The sequence below is a fragment of the Bacillota bacterium genome (assembly GCA_036504675.1).
GTDB lineage: Bacteria > Bacillota > Sulfobacillia > JAJYWN01 > JAJZPE01 > DASXUT01.
On record DASXUT010000032.1, the window covers coordinates 1 to 19,055 of the forward strand.

Here is a 19,055-nt window from a genome sequence, read left to right on the forward strand (position 1 = left end):
AAAGCACCACCAGCTTTCCGGTGGCCATAGCAGAGGGGAAACACCCGTTCCCATCCCGAACACGGAAGTTAAGCCCTCTCGCGCCGATGGTACTTGGCGGGTAACTGCCTGGGAGAGTAGGTCGCTGCCGGGAAATATTGAAGCCCCTTGCCTTTTGGCAAGGGGCTTCGGCTATTCAGCCGCTGATCCGAAAGTCTTTGAAGTCGCCGGTGTAGGCCTCCGCCCGGACTTTCACGCCGGCCACGCAGGCCCCCGGAGGGCCGTGCCGGCACCATCCGGTGAGGGACCGCAGCCCGTCCTCATCACCCTCGGCGACGACCTCGACCTGCCCGTCCGGCCGGTTCTTGACCCAACCGGTCAAGCCCAGGGCCTGCGCCCGTAAGGCCATGTGGTATCGGAAGGAGACCCCCTGGACGTGCCCGCTGATGATGAGGTTGACCCCGGCCTTCATCGTCCAGTCCCATCCTCACGTCGGTCAGCTTTGGTCCTTGCCATCAGGTCTTTGGTCTCACGTCTTGACCGCCCTGACCGGCGACGGCCTCCAGCCGTTCCAACATCTCCTCGGCCAGCCCATGGCCGTCGGCCAGGGCGGCTTCGACCTCCGCGCCAGCCGCCTCGAGCCCTCGCAGGGCGGTCGAAAACCAGTTGGCTTCGGCCAGTTCGGCCGCGGTGGCCGCGTTCTTGCCGGTGATCGCCCGGAGGTCCTCGATGGCCCGGCGGAGACCATCGATGTCCCGCGAGTTGAGGGCCACTTGCTCGACGATCCCGGTGGCGCGGGAACTCGTCTTCTCAGCCGTCGCCTGGATGTCCCCGAGGGCTTCGGCCGGCCCGGCCATCAGCCCGAACTCGTCATCGACATGATGGGTCGCCTGCTCCATCGCGGCCGCTGCTTCGCGCGTCGCGCGGCTGATGCCGACGACTAACTCGGCGATTTGCTTGGCCGCCCCACCCGACTTATCGGCCAGCTTGCGCACTTCATCGGCGACTACGGCGAACCCCTTGCCGTGCTCACCGGCACGAGCCGCCTCGATGGCCGCATTGAGGGCCAGAAGATTGGTCTGCCCGGCGAGCTCGCCGATGACCTCGCTGATCTCGCCGATGCGCCGTGAATCCCCAGCCAGTTGGCTCATCCTGTCGGCGCTGGCGTAAACGGTGGTCTTGATCTGCTCCATGCCCTCGACCGTTGTCCTCACCGCCCGGCCGCCGCCCCGCGCCGCTTCGAGGGTCCGGCCGGCGGCTTCTCCGAGAGCCTGTGCCTCGGACTCGACCCTGGTCATCCGCTCGGACATCTGATTGGCCAGGTCGGAGGTCGAGTTGTAGTCTGTCGCCTGTTCTTTGGCCGATACGCCGACCTGCTCCAAAGCCCCATTGACCTCGCCTACCAGACGCAGTACCGTGGCCAGGTGGTCCTTCATCTGACCGGCGCTGCCGGCGGCCTGGCCGAGCCGGTCCTGCAACTGCCGCACGGTTCCCGGCAGCGAAGCCAGTTCGAGTGGCCAAACCGGTGCGGGCGGCGTGGACTCGCCCGGGCGGCCGTCGGCTGGCTCGGCCTGGGCTTGTCTGCCGACGGACCGGGCACCCGGCATCGTCTCGTCGACCGCCGGCGCGACGGCTCGCCGGCCGGAGCCTCGGGCGAACAGCCAACCGAAGAAGAAGCCGGCTCCGAGGCAACCGACGAACCCGAGGAAGACCACAATCACCACTCCCTGACGCCGAGGGTGGCCCGACTCGATCGGGCCCGATCATGGCGCCGACTCAGCTAATTCACCGCCGCCCGGGCCGACCCCTGCCCGGCGGTCGCCCGCGGCCCAGAGAAGCGCCGGGAAGGCCGTGGGACCGAAGTTTTTCTCCGGCGACGAAAAGGAATTATCCCTTCGAAACCGAAAAAGATATAGTCAGTCACGGCCGATTCAAGGAAGGGAGGAGAACGTTTTGGCCTTTAAGATCACCACCGATTGCATCGCTTGCGGCGCTTGCGAACCCGAATGCCCGAACAACGCAATCAGCCCGGGTGATGAGAACTACGTGATCAACCCGGATCGTTGCACTGAATGCGTTGGTTTCTTCGATGAGCAGCAGTGCGCCCTGGTCTGCCCGGTCGACGCCTGTGTCAAGGACCCGGACAAGGCGGAGAGCAAGGACGAGCTGATGCAAAAAAAGGTCAAGCTGCACGGCAAATAAGAAGGACGGCCCCAGGCCGAGCCCCGCCCTTGGAAAGATCCCGAAACCCCTGCATTTAGCAGGGGTTTCATGGTTTCCGAGGCAGGTGTTCGAACCGCCGGAAGGGAACCTTTTCACAGCCAGGCGCGTCATAGCTATTGATTTGAGGCGCCTTTGCGGAGGGATTCGATTGCCACTGCGCCGTCACCCGGGCCTCGCCCTCTGGATTGTCCTGATCGTCCTCGTGCTCAGCTGGAGTGCCGCCGGTCCGGTCGCGGCCGCCGGACAAGGTGGCCAGCCGGCCGGGACCGACCAGTCCGCGACGAATCTGAAAATGACGGTGATTCCTGGCTTCGGCGGCCAGGCCAAGTTCGGACGATGGGTCCCCGTCGAAGTCGTCGTGACCAATACTGGTCCGGACGTGTCCGGCCGGGTCGTCATCGATCACCTCGAGGCCAACTCCGGTTACCGGACGGAGTATGCGGTCGACGCCGTTGTCGCCAGCGGGTCCAAGAAGGCCTTTCTTCTGCACATCCCGTTCACCGACCTACAGCACGCCATCGAAGCCAGGTTCATCAGTGGGGCGGACGAACTGGCCTCGGCCCGCGCGCAGATGGAGGCCATTCCCGCCACCGACGTGACGGTCGGGGTCCTGTCCGACGACCCCGCGGCCCTCAACTATCTGGGCGCCATCACCCTCGATCAGAAACGGCGGGTGACCGTCGTCCACCTGCAGCCGGCCCAGCTTTCAAGGCACGTCGGGGTCCTCGACAACTTCGACCTCTTGGTCCTCGACAATGTCGACACCCAAGCCATCAGCCAGGATCAGTGGGGAGCCATCGAGGCCTGGATCGGGGTCCGCGGCACGCTGGCCGTGGCTGGCGGGCCCAACGCCCGCAAGACCCTGGCCGGACTACCGGCTGCCCTGCTGCCGGTGGAGGTCGACGGGACGGCTCCGGCCGACCTCTCGCCCTTGGCCGTTTACGCGGGCAAAACGATGCCCGGGGCGACCGCGGGAACGGTCTCCAAGGTCAAGCTCAAGACCGGCACTACCATCGAAGTCGGCCGGACCGACCTGCCCCTCCTGGTCGATGCCAGGATCGCTGGGGGTCACCTTCTCTTCTTCTCCGCCGATCTGACCCTGGCCCCCTTGGCCGACTGGGGCGGAACCACGGCCTTGTGGACCAAGCTCCTGGCAACCAAGGTTGCCTCGGCCTCGACCACGGCGGCCTCGGCGCAGGTCCTGATCTCCAGCAAGATGGCCCCGTCCGGGTCGGTGAGCCTGCTCGGCACGCCGAGCGTGGCCTATGCCCTGCGCAACTTGCCGGTCATGGACCTCCCGTCGATGAGGCTCCTTGGCGCCCTGCTCCTCATCTACGTTCTGATCATTGGCCCGCTCAACTACTTCATTCTGCGTCGGCTTGACCGCCGCGATTGGGCCTGGGTGACCATTCCGCTGGTGGTGGTCCTCTTCGCCGGGAGTGCCTACGTCTTCGCCTTCAAGGGGAAGGGTCGGGACGTTATCACCAACAACTTGGCCATCGTCAGGCTCGACCCCGGGGTGCCGACGGCCAGGACCCAGACCTACGTCGGGGTCTTCGCCCCCAGCCGCCGCGCTTATCGGGTGAGTCTGGCCGGAGACCCGCTGGTGGCCGCCTTGTCGGCCTTCGACGCCCCGCCGCCGGTGAGCTCCGGCGCGGCTTCAGGGGGCGCCGGCCCGATCACCACCCGGATCAGCACCGGCAGTTCGACCACGGTTGAGTTCACGGACATGCGGATGTGGTCGATGCAGAGCTTCATGGTCGACCGCGCGGTGCCTTCCCAGGGCGCCATCGAGTCCAACCTCCGCACCGGGCCGAACGGTCTGACCGGTTCGGTCACCAACAAGACCCCCTTCACCCTTAAAGACGCCTTCATCGTGTCCGACTTCGGGTACACCAGCCTGGGCGACCTCGGGCCGGGGCAGACGGCGCCGGTCGACCTCAAATTGACGGCCGTCGGCGGCAGCGCTTACGGCCGGCCGATGTTGACGCAGATCATGAACCAATACAACCCGAAGGGGACATCGACCACCGTCGACCGCGAGTTGAACCGCCGGCGGATGCTCCTCGAGGCGGCCTTTGGCTGGGAGCGCGAAGGGCGCTGGGACGACGACCGGGTGGTCGTCGGGGGCTGGGTTTACCAGCCAATCGACCAGGCCACCGTGGCCGACAAGCCGGGCCAAGACTACTACCTGGCCTTCGTCGGGTCGCCGGCCCAGGTCTCCTTCGTCGACGGCAAGGACCTACTCATCCCGGATGGCCTGCTCCGACCGACGCTCATCGAGGCCAAGAGCAATACGGCGGCCCACAACCCCGACGGCTATGCCTTCTCGGATGGATCGCTCACCTTCGAAGCGGTCTTCCCGGTCGTCCCCCGACAGCTTTCCAGCCTGATTTTCTGGTTGCCCAACGCCCAGAACGGCCCGGGCACCGTGGCCCTCAAGACCGAGGTTTACGACTGGGCCAAGAAGGCCTGGGTGGCCGCGAGGCTCGACACCAGCACGGTTGATCTCGGCGAAGGCAAAGGCCTCGTCTCGCCCGACGGCCGGGTCCGGCTCAAGGTCACCAACCCGGGCGGGGTCTGGTTCAACCTCGGCGAGCCGATGATCTCGGCCCGTGGGAAGGTGAAGTAGATGATCCGCATCGACCAAGTCACCAAGACCTACGGGCGGACCAAGGCCCTCGATGGGCTCCAGTTCGAGGTGCCCCGGGGGAGCATCTTCGGCTTCGTCGGCCCGAACGGGGCCGGCAAGACCACGACCATCAGGATCCTGGCCACGCTGCTCGCGCCGAGCGGCGGCGAAGCCTACGTCGGCGGGGCCCCGGTGAGCCGCGATCCGGCCAAGGTCAGGCAGCTCATCGGGTACATGCCCGACTTCTTCGGGGTCTACGACGACCTGAGGGTCGACGAATACCTCGACTTTTACGGAGCCAGCCGGGGACTCGCTCCGGCTAGGCGGAAGAAGGTCGCCGCCGACCTCCTGGAACTGATCGAGCTGACCGATAAGCGGGGCGAGTATGTCGACACCCTCTCTCGGGGCATGAAACAGCGCCTCTGCCTGGCCCAGGCGCTCGTCCACGACCCCAGCGTGCTCCTCCTCGATGAGCCGGCCTCGGGGCTTGACCCGCGGGCCCGGGTGGAGATGCGGGAACTGATCAAGGAACTCCAGGTCATGGGCAAGACCGTCCTGATCAGCTCGCACATCCTGAGCGAACTGGCCGAGATGTGCTCCCACCTGGCCATCATCGACCATGGGCGGATCGTCGTTTCCGGACCGGTCGATGAGGTCATGGGGCGGACTCACGGCGGCCGCGTCCTCATGATCAAGGTCCTTGACGATCAGGAGCGGGCGGCGGAAATCATCCGGCAGGCGCCTTTGGTCAAGTCGGCCGTCGCCACGGCCGACGAGATTAAGGTGGTCTTCGACGGTTCCGATGAAGCCCTGGCCGGCCTGCTGACCGACCTGATCAGGTCGGGGCTACGGGTGGTCTCCTTCACCGAGGGAAACCATCGCCTGGAGGATGTGTTCATGCAAGTGACAAGGGGGGACGGGCGATGATCCTCAATCCCATCCTGGCCAAGGAGTATCGTTCACGGATGCGGACCTGGCGGGCCCCCGGCGTGATCACCCTCTATGTCCTCCTGCTCGGCCTGGTCGGCTACGCCTATTTCCGCCTCCTCAGTTCCCAGATCCTCAACGGCGGGTATCTCAACCCTCAGGTCGGCATGCAGATCTTCTATGTCCTGGCGATCTTCCAGTTGCTCCTGGTGGCGTTCGTCACCCCGAGCCTGACGGCGGGATTGATCAGCGGGGAACGGGAGCGGCAGACCCTTGACCTGCTCCTCTGCACGAGGTTGTCGGCAACCTCCATCATCCTCGGGAAGCTGACCGCCGCGGTCAGTTTCGTCCTCCTCCTCATTGTCGCCTCGGTGCCCGTCTACAGCGTGGTCTTCCTGTTCGGCGGGGTTTCCCCGCGCGAACTGTTGATGACCCTGCTCATCTTCGTGATCACCGGCCTGGCCTATGCGACCATCGGGCTGTTTTGCTCGACCCTCCTTAGGCGGACGCAGGCGGCGACCATCCTGGCCTACGCCCTGGTCTTCACCCTAGTCTTCGGGACCTACGTCCTCGGCGGGATCCAGATGGCGATGGGCTCGATGAAAGCAAGGGTCGGGCCTTACTACGGCCCGACCATGCCCTGGTTCATGAACTTCAACCCGCTCCAGGCCCTGATGTCGGCGATGCCCACGACGGGCGGGTTCTACATCCCGTACTTCCCCATCCCTGTGCTCTCCAGTAGCTGGGGACCAGGTCGCCCGACCACCCCGGCCTGGCAACCGTACCTCATCTTCAGCGCCATCACCATCGTCGCCCTGACCATGGCCTCGGTCTATTTCATCAAGCCGGTCCGTTCCCTGCGGCCAAGGGGAGTCTCGTTCCCAACCTTTGGCGGCAGGCGGGGCCGGGGGCGGACGTCCGCCGTTGGGGACGGGTCGGATTGAAGGACTGGCGGAACGGCGCGGCCCGAGGCCGACGGCCTCGGTTCGACTGGAGGTACCCGGAAATGAAGGAAGCAGAGCACGGTTCACCCGGGTCGGCCGGGCGGAGGAGAGATCTATCTGCCAAAGGGCGGCGCCTGGCCGCCGGCTTGGGTCACCGGCTGGCCGCCCTCCGGTCGCCGCTTGGGGAGACTGCCCCGGGGCGGGCCTTCCCAGCGCCAGACCCTGAGCTACGGGCGGCCCTGCTTCCGGCCCGGGCTCGGTTGTCCAGGCAGATGGCCATCGACGGGCTGACCTTCTCAGCCATCCTGGCGGTCTCCGCGGCGTTCCTCGTCCTCCTGGTGGCTCGCCGACGTCCGGTGATCGACCCCGGTTGGTGGTGCCTCGGCCTGGCGGCCGGGGCGATGGCCGCCGGGGTAGCCTACGGCCTGCTCTTCAAGCCGGGCTGGCGCCGGGTGGCCGTTGCGGTCGACCGGGCCGGCCTCAGCGAGCGCGTGGTCACCGCGGCGTACTACTCGGGGGTCACCCGCCAGGGGGACGGTGACCCAACCGACTTGGCCGCGGCCTTCGCCCGGGCGCAGCGGCGGGACACCCTGGAGCGGCTGAAATCCTTTCGACCCGAACAGGCCTTGCCCGTAAAGTGGCCGGCCAGAGCCTGGCGCGGCCTGACTGTTGGCCTGGTGGCCGTGGTCGCCCTGGCCGTCTGGCCGAACCCGATGGCGGCCGTCGCCGAGCGCGACAAGGCCGTCCGCAAGGCCGTCACCGACCAGGTCAAGGCGGTTGAGAAGGTCTCCCGTGACCTGGACAAGAAGCTCGCCGCGGTCGACCCCAAGACCGCCGCGGAGGTCCAAAAAGCCCTGACCGAACTGGCCAAGGAGCTCAAGCGGGCGAGGAGCGCCGAGGAGGCCCTCAAGGCTCTGGCCAAGGCTCAGGATAAGCTGGCTCAGAGGGCCGGCCTTCAGGCCGCGGGGAGCCAAGCGGGCGGGGCCGGTCAGGGCCTTAGTGAGCTGGCGAGCGGACTCAAGGCGACGAAGGCTGGACAGGCGGCCGGGGAGAAGATCGCCTCGGGCGAGGCCCAGGGGGCCAAGCAGGAGCTGGATAAGCTGGCCGGGGCTGCCCCCAACCTGTCGTCCGGTGATCGAGAGGAGATCAGTCGAGTCCTCGGCCGGGCGGCCGGCTCGACCTCCGGCGGGGCGCTGGCCCGGGCGGCGGCCGCGGCCTCGCAGGCTCTGGCCGGTTCGGACGAATCCGCCGGGACCCAGGCCATGCAGGCCCTAAGCTCGGCCGTCCAGGCGGCCATGGAAGCGGCCACCGGGAGCCAGTCGCTGGCCAATGCGCAGTCGACCCTCCAGGCGGCGCAGAGCGCGGTGGCTCAGGCTGGTCGCCTCTCGCAGGCCGCCCAGAGTGGCCAGGGGCAGCGGGGCCAGAGTGGATCGGGGAGCCAGGGTGGACAAGGCAATCAGGCCGGGCCAGGCAGTGGCTCGACGGGTAGCGGCCAGGGCTCCACGGGCAGTTCCGGGTCGGGCTCCTCCGGTAGCTCCGGATCCGGCCAGGGGCAATCGGGCGGCGGTCAAGGGTCGGGTTCGGGTCAGGGTACCTCGGGCCAGGGCCAGTCCGGCTCAGGCGGGGGCAGCTCCGGAGCCGGCTCCGGATCGACCAACACCGACGCCGGCTCGGGAGGCAACGCGCCGAACACGCCCGGCCAAACCAACCCCCAGAACCCCTCCGGCGACAAGGTCGGACAGTACGAGCGGCTGTACGACCCGACCCGCCTGGGGGGAGACGGCCAGACGTCGGCCATCGGTGGGAAGCTGGGCCAGGGCGACAGCGAGTTCACCGACACCAGCCAGGCCTCCCTGGGCTCAAGCGGGCTGGTGCCCTACAGTGAGGTCTTCGGCTCATATAGCCGGGAGGCCATGACCGCGGTCGATAACGGCTATTTGCCGGCCAGCCTCAAAGACTTGATCCGTCAGTACTTCGGCTCCCTCGACCCGGGCGCGGGCAACTGAACGACGGCCCCCACGGGGGCACGGAAAACGACCGACCCGTCGGCTCTTGCCGACGGGCGGTTGGAGAGGGTGAGACCCATGGCTTCCGAGACGGCGGCCGAGATGGCCGCCAGGTTCATCGAGATGGTCCGCGCCGTGGAGAGCGAGGTCGGCCGGGTGATGGTCGGCCAGGAGGCCGTGATCAGGCAGGTGCTTATCACCATCCTGGCGGGCGGGCACGCCCTCCTCGAGGGGGTCCCCGGGCTCGGCAAGACGGTCCTGGTCAGGACCTTCGGGCAGGCCCTGGCCCTCAAGTTCTCACGGATTCAGTTCACCCCGGACCTGATGCCGGCCGACATCGTCGGGACCAACGTCATCGCCGAGGACGCCGCCGGGGCCCGCCGTTTCGAGTTCCAGCCGGGACCGATCTTCGCCAATCTCGTCCTGGCCGATGAGATCAACCGGGCGACGCCCAAGACCCAGAGCGCCATGCTCGAGTCGATGCAGGAAAAGCAGGTCACCGTAGGCACGTCCACGCGGACCCTGCCGAAGCCGTTCTTCGTCCTGGCCACCCAGAACCCGATCGAGATGGAGGGCACTTATCCCCTCCCCGAGGCCCAGCTCGACCGGTTCTTCTTCAAGGTCCTGGTGGGCTTCCCGAAAGCCGGCGAGCTGTCCGAGATCATCCGGCGGACGACCACCGGCTACGAGGCTGAAGTCCGGCAGATTGCTAGTGGTGAGGACCTCCTCGGCCTCACCCGGATGGCCCGGGACGTACCCATCGCCGACCCGGTGGCCGACTACGCCGTCCGCCTCCTGCTGGCGACCCACCCGAAGGACAGCCCTTCGGCCAAGGCGGCCCAGTTCGTCCGCTACGGGGCCAGCCCGCGCGGCCTGCAGACCCTGGTCTTGGCGGCGAAGATCCGAGCTCTCCTCGAAGGGCGTTTCAACGTCGCCGACGAGGACCTGCGCGAGGTGGCCCCCCCGGCCTTGCGGCACCGCTTCTTCCTCAACTTCGAGGGCGAGGCCGAGGGACTGACGACCGACGACGTCATCTCAGACCTCCTCACCGCCGTGCCGACCAGCGCCGGTTGAAGCCCGGCGGGGCCCGACCATCCGGGGCGGCCGAATCAGGGCCGCCACGATTCTTTTCGCGAGGGGGTGACCGGATTGGCCGATGCTGACGTCCCGGCGGCGGAGGGGCGGCTCTTCGACGCCGACCTGCTCAAGCGGATCGAGGCCCTGTCCATCGTCGTCCACAAGAGCCTGGCCGGTCGCCACGCCGGTCATCGCCGGTCCCCCCGCAAGGGTAGCTCGGTCGAGTTCGCCGACTTCCGCAACTACACTGCCGGAGACGACTTCCGCCAGGTCGATTGGAACGCCTACGCCCGCTTCGAGCGGCTCTACCTCAAGCTGTTCATGGAGGAGCAGGACACGACGATCCACGCCTTCGTCGACACCAGCGCCTCGATGACCTGGGGCAAGCCGTCAAAGGCCCGTCTCGCCCGGCAAATGGCGGGGGCCCTGGCCTACCTGGGGCTGACCAGCTTCGACCAAGTCGGGCTGGGCGGCCTGGGACGCGGGCTTGACCGTTACTACCCGCCGGTCCGCGGCCGGGGCGAGATCTGGCGGATCTTCCAGTTTCTCGAATACCTGCCGGACGCCGGCGAGACCGACCTTGGTCGCTCGCTCAAGGAGTTCGGCCGATACCGGCGCGGGCCGGGAATCGCCTTCGTCATCAGTGACCTCCTGACCCCGCTCGGCTACCGTGATGGCCTGAACTACCTCCGCTTCCTGGGCCAGGAGGTCTTCGTCATCCAGGTCCTCTCCTCCGATGAGCTGGCCCCGGAGATCGCCGGTGACGCCCGCCTGACCGACGTCGAGACCGGTCAATTCCAGGACGTCTCGGCGACGCCCGGGTTGATCCGCGCTTACCGCGAACGACTCACCGCCTATGTCAACGAGGTCCGCGACTTCTGCCGCCGCCACGAGATCGGCTTCTGGCAGGTCTCCTCGGACGAGAAGGCGGACGAGGTCATCGCCAAGTCGCTCCGCCGGGCGGGAATCGTCCGCTGACTTAGCCGGTCTCCCGCCCCATCCACCGCCGGACGAAGGGAGGTGTCACGACCGTGCGTTTCTTCGCCCCCTTGGGCTTCCTGTTCTTGCTCGGGGCCCCCCCGATCATCCTGCTCTATATTCTCAAGTTGCGGCGGAAAGACGTGCCCGTGTCGAGCACCTTCCTCTGGCGACAGCTGGTCCGCGACTTCCAGGCCAATGCCCCGTGGCAGAGGCTGAGAAAGAACCTCCTGCTCCTCCTGCAACTCCTCATCGTCCTGCTGTTGGCCCTCGCTCTGGCCCGCCCCTACCTGGTGGCCCCCCGTCAGGGGACCGGCGACACCGTCGTCCTCCTCGATGTCTCGGCCAGCATGGAGGCGGCGGAAGGGGGCTCGACCCGCCTGGCCAAGGCCCAGGAGAAGATCGGGGGCTTGGTCTCCGGCATGGGTCCGCGGGACACGATGACCATCGTCGCCGTCGGGCCCCTGCCCCGCGTCCTCCTTCCCTCCACCCACGACGCCCGTGCCCTCCGGACCGCGCTCGCCGGGGCGAGGACGGTCAACGGCCCGGCCGACCTGGGGAAAGCCCTGTCGTTGGCGGAGTCCATGGCCAAGGGCCGGGCGGGGCTGCGGGTGATCATCGTGGGCGACGGCGGTTACCGGGACCTGCCCTCTGACTTCGCCCTCACCCTACCAGTGGTCTATCTGCCCGTCGGCACCCAGGCGGAGAACCTCGCCGTGACCGGGCTTTCCGTCCGTCCGATGGGGCCCCGCGCGGTGGCCATGACCCGGGTGATCAACTTCGGGTCGGAATCGGCTACCACCGTCCTGACCCTGGCCATCGACGGCGCCATCTTCGATGCCCGCGAAGTGGAGTTGAAGGCCGGCGAAGAGAAGGACGTCTTCTGGGAGGACCTGCCGGCCAAGGCCCGTCTCCTGCAAGCTCGCCTGTCGACCGGGGGTGCCCTCAAGGGCGACGATGAGGTTTTCGCCGTGGCCGCCGGGGAAAGTTCGGCCCGGGTCCTCATGGTGACCAAGGGTAATCGCTTTCTCGAGCAGGCCCTGTCGCTCTACCCGGGGGTGGAGCTCTTCAAGTGCGCCCCTGAAGCCTACAAGGCCGGGGATTATGACCTCTACGTCTTCGACGGTTTCCTGCCGCCGTCCCTTCCCAAGGCCAACCTGATCAGCCTGGACCCGCCGGTCGGCAACTGGCCCGCAGAGGTAGGCTCTGAGGCCCCGGCCGGTTTCCCCCAAGCGGCCCGACCGGAAGAGCAACTCCTCAGCTACGTCGACCTCCGCCAGGTCCATGTGGCCAAGGCCAAGAAGCTCACCCTGCCGACCTGGGCCAGGACGGTCATCGACGCTTCCACCGGACCCCTCCTCATCGCCGGGGAGGAAGCCGGACGGCGGGCGGCCGTCTTTGCCTTTGATCTGCACCAGAGCGACCTCCCCTTGCGGACGGGGTTCCCCATCCTCATCCAGAACCTGATGGCGTGGGAGTTGCCGGTCGGGGCCGGAGCGGCCCTGCCGGAGGCGGGGGACGACCGGCTAAGAGTTGAGGCCCTACCTCAGGCAGAGGAAGTGTCGGTGACCGATCCGTCGCAGAAGGTGACCAGGGTCGCCCCGCCCTTCCCGCCCGCTCCTCTGGACCAGGTCGGCCGGCGTGGCTTCTACGAGATCACTCAGAAATGGGGGTCGAACGAGGTCGTGGCCCACGTGGCCGTCAACTTCCCGGTGGCCACCGAGTCGACCCTGGCCGTGCCCGACCGGCTGAGCTTGGGGCGAAGGGCGCTGGGCGGAGCGGCCAAGGCCCAGGCGGAGAACCGGGAGGTCTGGCCGGTCGCGGCGATCCTGGCCCTGGGCGTCCTGACCGTGGAATGGTGGGTGTATCACCGTGGTTCTTGAGTTCGGCAACCCGGCGTGGCTGGCCTTGTTGTTGCTCCTGGGGCCGACGGTCGCCCTTTGGCGGCCGAACCCCTGGTTTTGGAGCCGGGCCAGGCACCGGCTGGTCCTCGGCCTGCGGGCGGCCATCCTCGTGGCCCTCGTCCTGGCCCTCGCCGGGACCCAGTGGCGGCAGGCCATCAAGAGCCAAACGGTCGTCTTTGTCGTCGATGTCTCCGACAGCGTCGGCAAGTCCAAAGAAGCGGCCGAGGACTTCATAAGGAAGGCACTGGCGGCCAAGGGGCCTGACGACCGGGCCGCGGTAGTGGCTGTCGGCCGGGAGGGGATGGTCGACCTTCCGGTCGACGCGACGATCGACTTCAACCGGGTCGAGACCCGGCCCGACCCGCACTTCACCGATCTGGCGGCCGGAATCAGGTTGGCCGAAGCGCTCTATCCAAGAGACTCCTTGAAGCGGATCGTCCTCATCTCCGACGGGCGACAGAACCTCGAGGACGTGGTGGAGGAAGCGAAGACCCTATCCAACCGGGGGATCAGGCTGGATGTCGTCCCGCTCGACCCGGGCCAGGGGCCGGAGGTCCTGGTCGACCAGGTCAGCGGGCCGGCCTCGGCCCATCAGGGGGAACGAGTCGACCTCGTCGTCAAGGTGGACAGCAATGTGGCGACTTCGGCCATCCTCCGCCTCTTCCGGGACCGGACCCTGCTCAGCGAGGAGACCGTGGCCGTGGCCAAGGGGGAGAGCCGGTTGGTCCTCTCCGTGCCCCCCATGGAGGTCGGCCTGCACAGCCTGACCGTGAACCTCGATCCCCGCGACGATACCGTCCTCATCAACAACCAGGGCTCGATCCTGGTCAATGTGGCCGGCCCTCCGGAGGTGCTGGTCGTCGAAGGGAAGGACGGCGAGGGCGCCAATCTGGCCCGTGCCCTGACCTCACGGGGGATAAAGACCACCCTGCGGGCAGCTTCAGCGATCCCGACGACCCTGGCCGAACTGCGCCAGTACTCGAGCCTGGTGCTGGTGGACGTGCCGGCGACGGCCCTCGGGCCGAAACCCATGGAGATGATCCGCGCCTATGTCCGTGACCTCGGCCAGGGATTGGTGATGGTCGGCGGCCCAGACGCCTACGGCCCGGGCGGCTACTTCAAGACGCCGGTCGAAGAGGCTCTTCCCGTGAACATGGACCTCCGCAGCAGGGCCGAGCTACCCAGCCTCGGCCTGGTCCTGGTGATCGACAAGTCGGGGTCGATGAGTGAAGGCGCGGGCGGTTTCACCAAGGTCGACCTGGCCAAGGAGGCCGCCGCGAGGGCGACCGAGATCCTCTCGGCCAAGGACCAGATCGGTGTGGTCGCCTTCGACGACACCGCCAAGTGGGTCGTCAAGCTGCAGCCGCCCACCGATCTCGGGGCCATCCAGGATGACATCGGGACGATCCGGGCCGGCGGCGGGACCGACATCTTCCCGGCTGTCAGCCTGGCCTATGAAGCCCTGGCCAAGGCCTCGACCAAGCTCAAGCACATCATCCTGCTGACCGACGGGATGTCCGGAGCGGGCGGCGACTACGACCAGCTGACCAGGAAGATGGCCGAGCAGAAGATCACCCTGTCGACCGTGGCGGTCGGGAGCGACGCCGACGTCAATTTCCTCCTCACCCTGGCGCGCATGGGCGAGGGCCGCAACTACGTGACCGATGACCTGCCCAGCATCCCCAAGATCTTCACCAAGGAGACCATCCTGGCGACCCGCTCATACCTGGTCGAAGGCCGGTTCACGCCCGCCGTCACCGGCGACAGTGCGGCCCTGCGCGGCCTGGCCGGGTTGCCGCCCCTCGACGGCTACGTGGCCACCTCGGCGAAGGAGACCGCCGAGGTCCCCCTGGTCAGCCAGAAAGACGATCCCGTCCTCGCCCAATGGCAGTACGGCCTCGGCCGGTCGGCCGCCTGGACCAGCGATGTCAACGGCCAGTGGAGCTCATCCTGGGTATCCTGGAACGAGTTCGCCCGCTTCTGGTCGAACCTGGTCGCCTGGACCCTGCCCCAACAGGACGAGGGAATCCTTCGGCTGGAGACCTCGGTGGCCGGCGGCGAGGGGCGGATCATCGCCGAGACCCCCCTCGAGCTGACCAGGACCCGCCCGAGCAAGGCCACGGTGGTCGACCCGGACCTCGTCGCCCACCAAGTCGATCTGATTCCCGTGTCGCCCGGGCGCTATGAGGCCCGTTTCGACGCCTCGGCCCCCGGGGTCTACCTGGTCCAGGCGACTCAGCAGGAGGGCGGCAAGGTGGCCGCCGCGGCGATGTCCGGAGTGGCCGTCCCCTACTCGCCCGAGTACCGCCCATCCCCCGTCGACCCTGGTTTCCTCAGCCGGCTCGCCTCCGCCGCCGGGGGGGCCAGCCTGCAGCGGCCGGAGGAAGCCTTCTCCCACAACCTCCCCAAGGACCGCGGCCGCGTTGACGCCTGGCCTTGGCTTCTGGGCCTGGCCGCCCTGCTGATGCCCTTTGACGTGGCGGCGCGCCGCGTGTTCGTCTCCAAGGCCGACCTTCAGGCCATCTGGTCGACGGTCGCCGGCCGGCGCCGGATCGTCGCCGCCCGGATCGAGGCCTCTACCCCGACCCTCGAGCGGTTGCGTCGCCGGAAGGAGCTGGCGGACTCGGTCCTACCGGCCAGGTCCGAAGTCCGACCAGGGCCGGCCGCCCCGCTTGGTTCGACCAGGCCGGCCGGCGGCCCGCCGCCCCGGACCATGGCGGCCAAGGACATCCCGTCAAAGGGCGCTCTGGCCGAGCCGCAGACGGCCGCGGGCGACCTGACCGACCGGCTCCTGGAAGCCAAGCGACGCGGGCGGCAAAAGTGACGACCGGGCCGACGGACCCCACAAGGCAGGTGTCGGACCGGCCCGCCCTGAATACAATAAACGGGGACCGGGAGTGCGACACGAAATGTACCGGTCGCCGTGGTGGGCTTGGTCGACAAGGACGGTTTTGAACCCAAGACGAGGCTGTCGCGATGCGGTCTCTGCGGGCGCCTGACCCGTAGCGAACTGACCTTGAACGGTTATGATCTTTGTCGTCGCTGCGAGCGGCGGCTGGTCGCCCTCTTCCCCGGCGACACCGGTTACGAGGAGCTCAGGCGAAGGATGAAACGATTGATCTTCGGTTGATGGGGGCCAGCTGGGGCGGCCCCCGTCGGCATTCCACGGCGCCCGCGCCGGCCGACCGGTCCGACAGGGAATGAACGGTGGCCCGTCGAATCTACAGCCAAGCCGTGGAAAGGGGAAGCCTGAGATTGCCGTCCGCACAGGAAAAGGCCCCGATATTTGAAGCCCTTCTCGCCCATGCGCAGCTCGACCGGACTCGGTTCTTCGTCCCGGGGCACAAGGGCGGGCGGGGCGAGGCCGGCTTTGTCGGGGCGGCCTTCGGCCACGACCTGGCGGCCATTGACCTGACGGAACTCCGTGGCCTTGATGACCTCCACGCCCCGGGAGGGGTCATCGCTGAAGCGGAGGAACTGGCCGCCGCGGCCTTCGGGGCCGCCCGCACCCATTTCCTGGTGAACGGCTCGACGGCCGGGGTCCTGGCGATGATCATCGCCGCGGTCGGGCCGGGGGACGTGGTCTACGTTCCGCGGGCCATGCACCGCTCACTTCTCGGCGGGTTGATCCTGAGCGGGGCCCGCCCGGTCTACCTTGAGGCGAGGGTGGACGAGCCCAGCGGTCTGCCTCTCCCGCCGGAACCCGGGGACCTGTCCCGGGCCGCCCGCCGAGTCCCCGGTGGCCGGGCGGCGGTCGTCGTTGACCCGACCTATCATGGGCTCTGCTCGGACCTCACCGCGATAGGGCGGGAGGCCGAGGTCCTCGGTTGCCGACTGCTGGTGGACGAAGCTCACGGGGCCCACTTCGGCTTCTCGGACCGGCTTCCGGGCCGAGCCCTCAGCCTCGGCAAGGTGGCCGCCAGCGCCCAAAGCCTGCACAAAATGGGCCCCTCCCTGACCCAGGGTTCCCTGCTCCACCTCGGGCGGGGGGGCCTCGACCCCGATCGGGTCCGGGTGGCCTTATCCATTGTTCAGACCTCGAGCCCGTCCTACCCCCTCCTGGCTTCCCTGGACCTCGCCCGCCGCTTTATGGTCACCGCCGGAAACCAGGTCTATGGGCGCTTGGCGGACCTTTGCCGGCAGACCGGCGAAAGGATTGCGGCCCTCGCCGGGGCTCGGCTGCTCGCCGCCTCTCCCCTCGGCCGCGGGAGCGACCCGCTGAAACTGACCGTCGTAACCGGCCCGGCTGGAGGGGGGCTCGATCTCGCCCATCGGCTGGAGGCCGAGGGGGTCGAGGGCGAACTGGCCGATGAGCGAAGCGCCCTCTTTGTTGCCGGCCCGGGCACCTCCGGAGCGGATCTGGACCGGCTGGTAGAGGGCCTTCGGAGGTACTTCATGGACCGCCGGGGCGGGGGGGGAGCCGGGGACGCCACCGGCCGGCCGCCGGCCCCCGACGGCGAGGCCCGGACCGCCCGGGCCACGGATCCGGCCGACTTCCCAGAACAGGCGGCCACCCCCCGCGAGGCCTTCTTTGCCCAGGCGGGGCGGGTGGCCCTCGAGGAGAGCGCCGGGCGAATCGCCGCCGAGGCCATCGTGCCCGCTCCACCGGGCGTTCCGGTGGTCGTGCCCGGGGAGGTCATCGACCGGCGCGTCGTGGAAACCTTGCTCCGGTTGCGTCAGACTGGCCGGCATTGCCAGGGCGGCGGCCCCGGGCTCAGCTGGATCAGAGTCCTGACCTAGGGGGATTGCTTTTGGGATCGCGAGGAGAGGCCGCCCGACCCACCCTGACGAAGGCCACCTTCATAAGCCTGGAGGGGTGCGACGGCGTCGGCAAGAGCACCCAGTTCGAGCGGCTGTGCCGGGCCCTTCTGGATCTGGGGTGGCCGGTCGAGGCGGTGAGAGAGCCAGGTGGGACGGAGATCGGCGAGCGGATCAGGACGATCATCCTCGACCCGGCCAACCAGGAAATGGCCAGCACCGCTGAGGCTTTGCTGTATGCCGCCTCCCGGGCGCAGCTCGTCGCCGAGAAGATCCAGCCGGCCCTGGCCCGCGGCGGTCTAGTCCTCGCCGACCGGTACGTCGACTCCAGCCTCGTCTATCAAGGGCATGCCCTCGGCCTAGGGCGCCGGGAAGTGGCGTCGATCAACCGCTTCGCCACCGGCGGCCTCCTGCCGGACCTGACCCTGCTCCTCGACGCCGATCCCAATCAGGGTCTGGTCCAGTTGAAATCGGCCCGACCTCAAGATCGCATCGAAAGACGCGCCCAGGCCTATCGACAGCAGGTCAGGGAAGGCTATCTCGAACTAGCCCGGGAGGATCCCGGCCGGTTCCGGGTCATCCGGGCCGACCGGCCGATCGATGAGGTCCACTGGGACTTGCTGCAGACCGTCCTCGATTTCATCAAGAACCGCTAAAAGGGGTGTCCTGGTTTGAAACTCGTGGTGGCGGTGGTCCAGGACAAGGACGCGGCCCGGCTCCTCGAGTCCCTGGTCGAGAAGGGCTTCCGGGCGACCAAGTTGGCCAGCACCGGAGGGTTCCTCAAGGAGGGCAACACCACCCTTCTCCTCGGGGTCGATGACCCCCAGATCGATGAGGTCGCCGGCATCATAAAGCGGGTCTGCCAATCCCGAGAGCAGCTGGTCACCCCATTGACGCCGGTCGGCGGCCCGGTCGATTCATACGTCCCTTACCCCGTGGAGGTCCTCGTCGGTGGGGCGGCTATCTTCGTCCTCAACGTCGAGCGGTTCGAGAAGGTCTAGCCGTCCATCTCTGGAGGATGACCCTGTGAGCCTGTCGGCGCTGGTCGGACAACCTTTGGTCAAGGAGCTTTTCCGGAGGGCCGTGGGCAAGGGAACGGTCGGCCACGCCTATCTCTTCACCGGTCCCAAGGGCCTGGGCAAGACCTCTTGCGCCCGCAACCTGGGCAAGGCTCTCAACTGCCAGAGCCCTACGGCTGAGGGGGATGCCTGCGATGCCTGCGCCAGCTGTCAGGCCATCGACGCGGGACGCGACGACGCCTACCGGCTGATCGAGGCCGACGGAGGGAAGATCAAGATCACCGAGACCCGCGACCTGGTGGCCGGCATGGCTTTGCGCCCCGACGACGGCCGCCGCAAGGTCTACGTGGTCCGCGAGGCCGACCGCCTGACCCCAAGCGCCGCCCAGAACCTCCTCAAGGTCCTCGAAGAACCACCGGAGTACGGGCTCATCATTCTGACCACGGATAACCCGTCCTCACTGCCCCCCACCATTCTCTCCCGTTGCCAGCAGGTCCCCTTCAGGCCGGCGCCGGTGGACGAGGTGACCCGAGTCTTGGCGGCCACGACCGGCCGGCCGGAAAGCGAAGTCGCCCAAGCCGCCGTGATGAGCGGCGGCAACCTCGGGA

General features: G+C 67.9%; 16 protein-coding genes and 1 rRNA gene. 15 read left to right on the forward strand and 2 right to left on the reverse strand.

Going from position 1 to position 19,055, the window contains the following annotated elements:
• Window positions 1–16 precede the first annotated feature (16 nt).
• A 5S ribosomal RNA gene (gene rrf, locus VGL40_02430) occupies window positions 17–133 on the forward strand.
• A 42-nt stretch (window positions 134–175) separates the two neighbouring features.
• On the opposite strand, the gene VGL40_02435 is transcribed toward rrf, so the two are convergent.
• Window positions 176–451, reverse strand: coding sequence for an acylphosphatase (locus VGL40_02435; protein HEY3314128.1), 276 nt, complete (start codon window positions 449–451; stop codon window positions 176–178).
• Between the two features lie 43 nt (window positions 452–494).
• Window positions 495–1,694, reverse strand: coding sequence for a methyl-accepting chemotaxis protein (locus VGL40_02440; GenBank protein ID HEY3314129.1), 1,200 nt, complete (start codon window positions 1,692–1,694; stop codon window positions 495–497).
• A gap of 136 nt (window positions 1,695–1,830) precedes the next feature.
• Between VGL40_02440 and VGL40_02445 the strand changes: the two genes are divergently transcribed.
• The 14 genes from VGL40_02445 to VGL40_02510 form a co-directional block, all read left to right on the forward strand.
• Window positions 1,831–2,181, forward strand: coding sequence for a YfhL family 4Fe-4S dicluster ferredoxin (locus VGL40_02445; GenBank protein ID HEY3314130.1), 351 nt, complete (start codon window positions 1,831–1,833; stop codon window positions 2,179–2,181).
• Between the two features lie 169 nt (window positions 2,182–2,350).
• The gene (locus tag VGL40_02450) at window positions 2,351–4,834 is read left to right on the forward strand and encodes a hypothetical protein (GenBank protein ID HEY3314131.1); all 2,484 of its coding nucleotides are present in this window, start codon (window positions 2,351–2,353) and stop codon (window positions 4,832–4,834) included.
• A complete protein-coding gene (locus tag VGL40_02455; protein HEY3314132.1) occupies window positions 4,835–5,761 on the forward strand; it encodes an ABC transporter ATP-binding protein in 927 nt (308 codons plus the stop codon).
• Entirely contained in the window at window positions 5,758–6,705 is a 948-nt protein-coding gene (locus VGL40_02460) for an ABC transporter permease subunit (protein HEY3314133.1), read from the forward strand. Before VGL40_02455 ends, VGL40_02460 begins: the two co-directional genes overlap by 4 nt.
• Window positions 6,706–6,767: 62 nt before the next feature.
• The gene (locus tag VGL40_02465; GenBank protein HEY3314134.1) at window positions 6,768–8,711 is read left to right on the forward strand and encodes a hypothetical protein; all 1,944 of its coding nucleotides are present in this window, start codon (window positions 6,768–6,770) and stop codon (window positions 8,709–8,711) included.
• 78 nt (window positions 8,712–8,789) lie between these two features.
• Complete coding sequence (locus VGL40_02470) at window positions 8,790–9,785, forward strand: MoxR family ATPase (GenBank protein ID HEY3314135.1); 996 nt, start codon at window positions 8,790–8,792, stop codon at window positions 9,783–9,785.
• Between the two features lie 75 nt (window positions 9,786–9,860).
• Complete coding sequence (locus VGL40_02475) at window positions 9,861–10,766, forward strand: DUF58 domain-containing protein (protein ID HEY3314136.1); 906 nt, start codon at window positions 9,861–9,863, stop codon at window positions 10,764–10,766.
• 53 nt (window positions 10,767–10,819) lie between these two features.
• Complete coding sequence (locus VGL40_02480; GenBank protein HEY3314137.1) at window positions 10,820–12,649, forward strand: VWA domain-containing protein; 1,830 nt, start codon at window positions 10,820–10,822, stop codon at window positions 12,647–12,649.
• The gene (locus tag VGL40_02485) at window positions 12,639–15,494 is read left to right on the forward strand and encodes a VWA domain-containing protein (protein HEY3314138.1); all 2,856 of its coding nucleotides are present in this window, start codon (window positions 12,639–12,641) and stop codon (window positions 15,492–15,494) included. The genes VGL40_02480 and VGL40_02485 overlap by 11 nt, the downstream gene beginning before the upstream one ends.
• Before the next feature lie 108 nt (window positions 15,495–15,602).
• Entirely contained in the window at window positions 15,603–15,800 is a 198-nt protein-coding gene (locus VGL40_02490) for a sigma factor G inhibitor Gin (protein ID HEY3314139.1), read from the forward strand.
• Window positions 15,801–15,925: 125 nt separating this feature from the next.
• Window positions 15,926–17,410, forward strand: a complete 1,485-nt coding sequence (locus VGL40_02495; GenBank protein HEY3314140.1) for a decarboxylase — start codon at window positions 15,926–15,928, stop codon at window positions 17,408–17,410.
• A gap of 11 nt (window positions 17,411–17,421) precedes the next feature.
• Entirely contained in the window at window positions 17,422–18,084 is a 663-nt protein-coding gene (gene tmk / locus VGL40_02500) for a dTMP kinase (GenBank protein ID HEY3314141.1), read from the forward strand.
• 15 nt (window positions 18,085–18,099) lie between these two features.
• Window positions 18,100–18,429 carry a cyclic-di-AMP receptor gene (locus VGL40_02505; protein HEY3314142.1) on the forward strand — a complete coding sequence of 110 codons (330 nt, stop codon included), beginning with the start codon at window positions 18,100–18,102 and terminating at the stop codon, window positions 18,427–18,429.
• Between the two features lie 25 nt (window positions 18,430–18,454).
• Window positions 18,455–19,055 (forward strand): DNA polymerase III subunit (locus VGL40_02510; protein HEY3314143.1); only part of this gene is annotated, 601 nt, incomplete at its 3' end.

Coding starts and splice junctions, on each gene's coding strand:
- VGL40_02435 (HEY3314128.1), bottom strand. CDS start 451: ATGAAGGCCGGGGTCAACCTCATCATCAGCGGGCACGTCCAGGGGGTC.
- VGL40_02455 (HEY3314132.1), top strand. CDS start 4,835: ATGATCCGCATCGACCAAGTCACCAAGACCTACGGGCGGACCAAGGCC.
- VGL40_02460 (HEY3314133.1), top strand. CDS start 5,758: ATGATCCTCAATCCCATCCTGGCCAAGGAGTATCGTTCACGGATGCGG.
- VGL40_02465 (HEY3314134.1), top strand. CDS start 6,768: ATGAAGGAAGCAGAGCACGGTTCACCCGGGTCGGCCGGGCGGAGGAGA.
- VGL40_02470 (HEY3314135.1), top strand. CDS start 8,790: ATGGCTTCCGAGACGGCGGCCGAGATGGCCGCCAGGTTCATCGAGATG.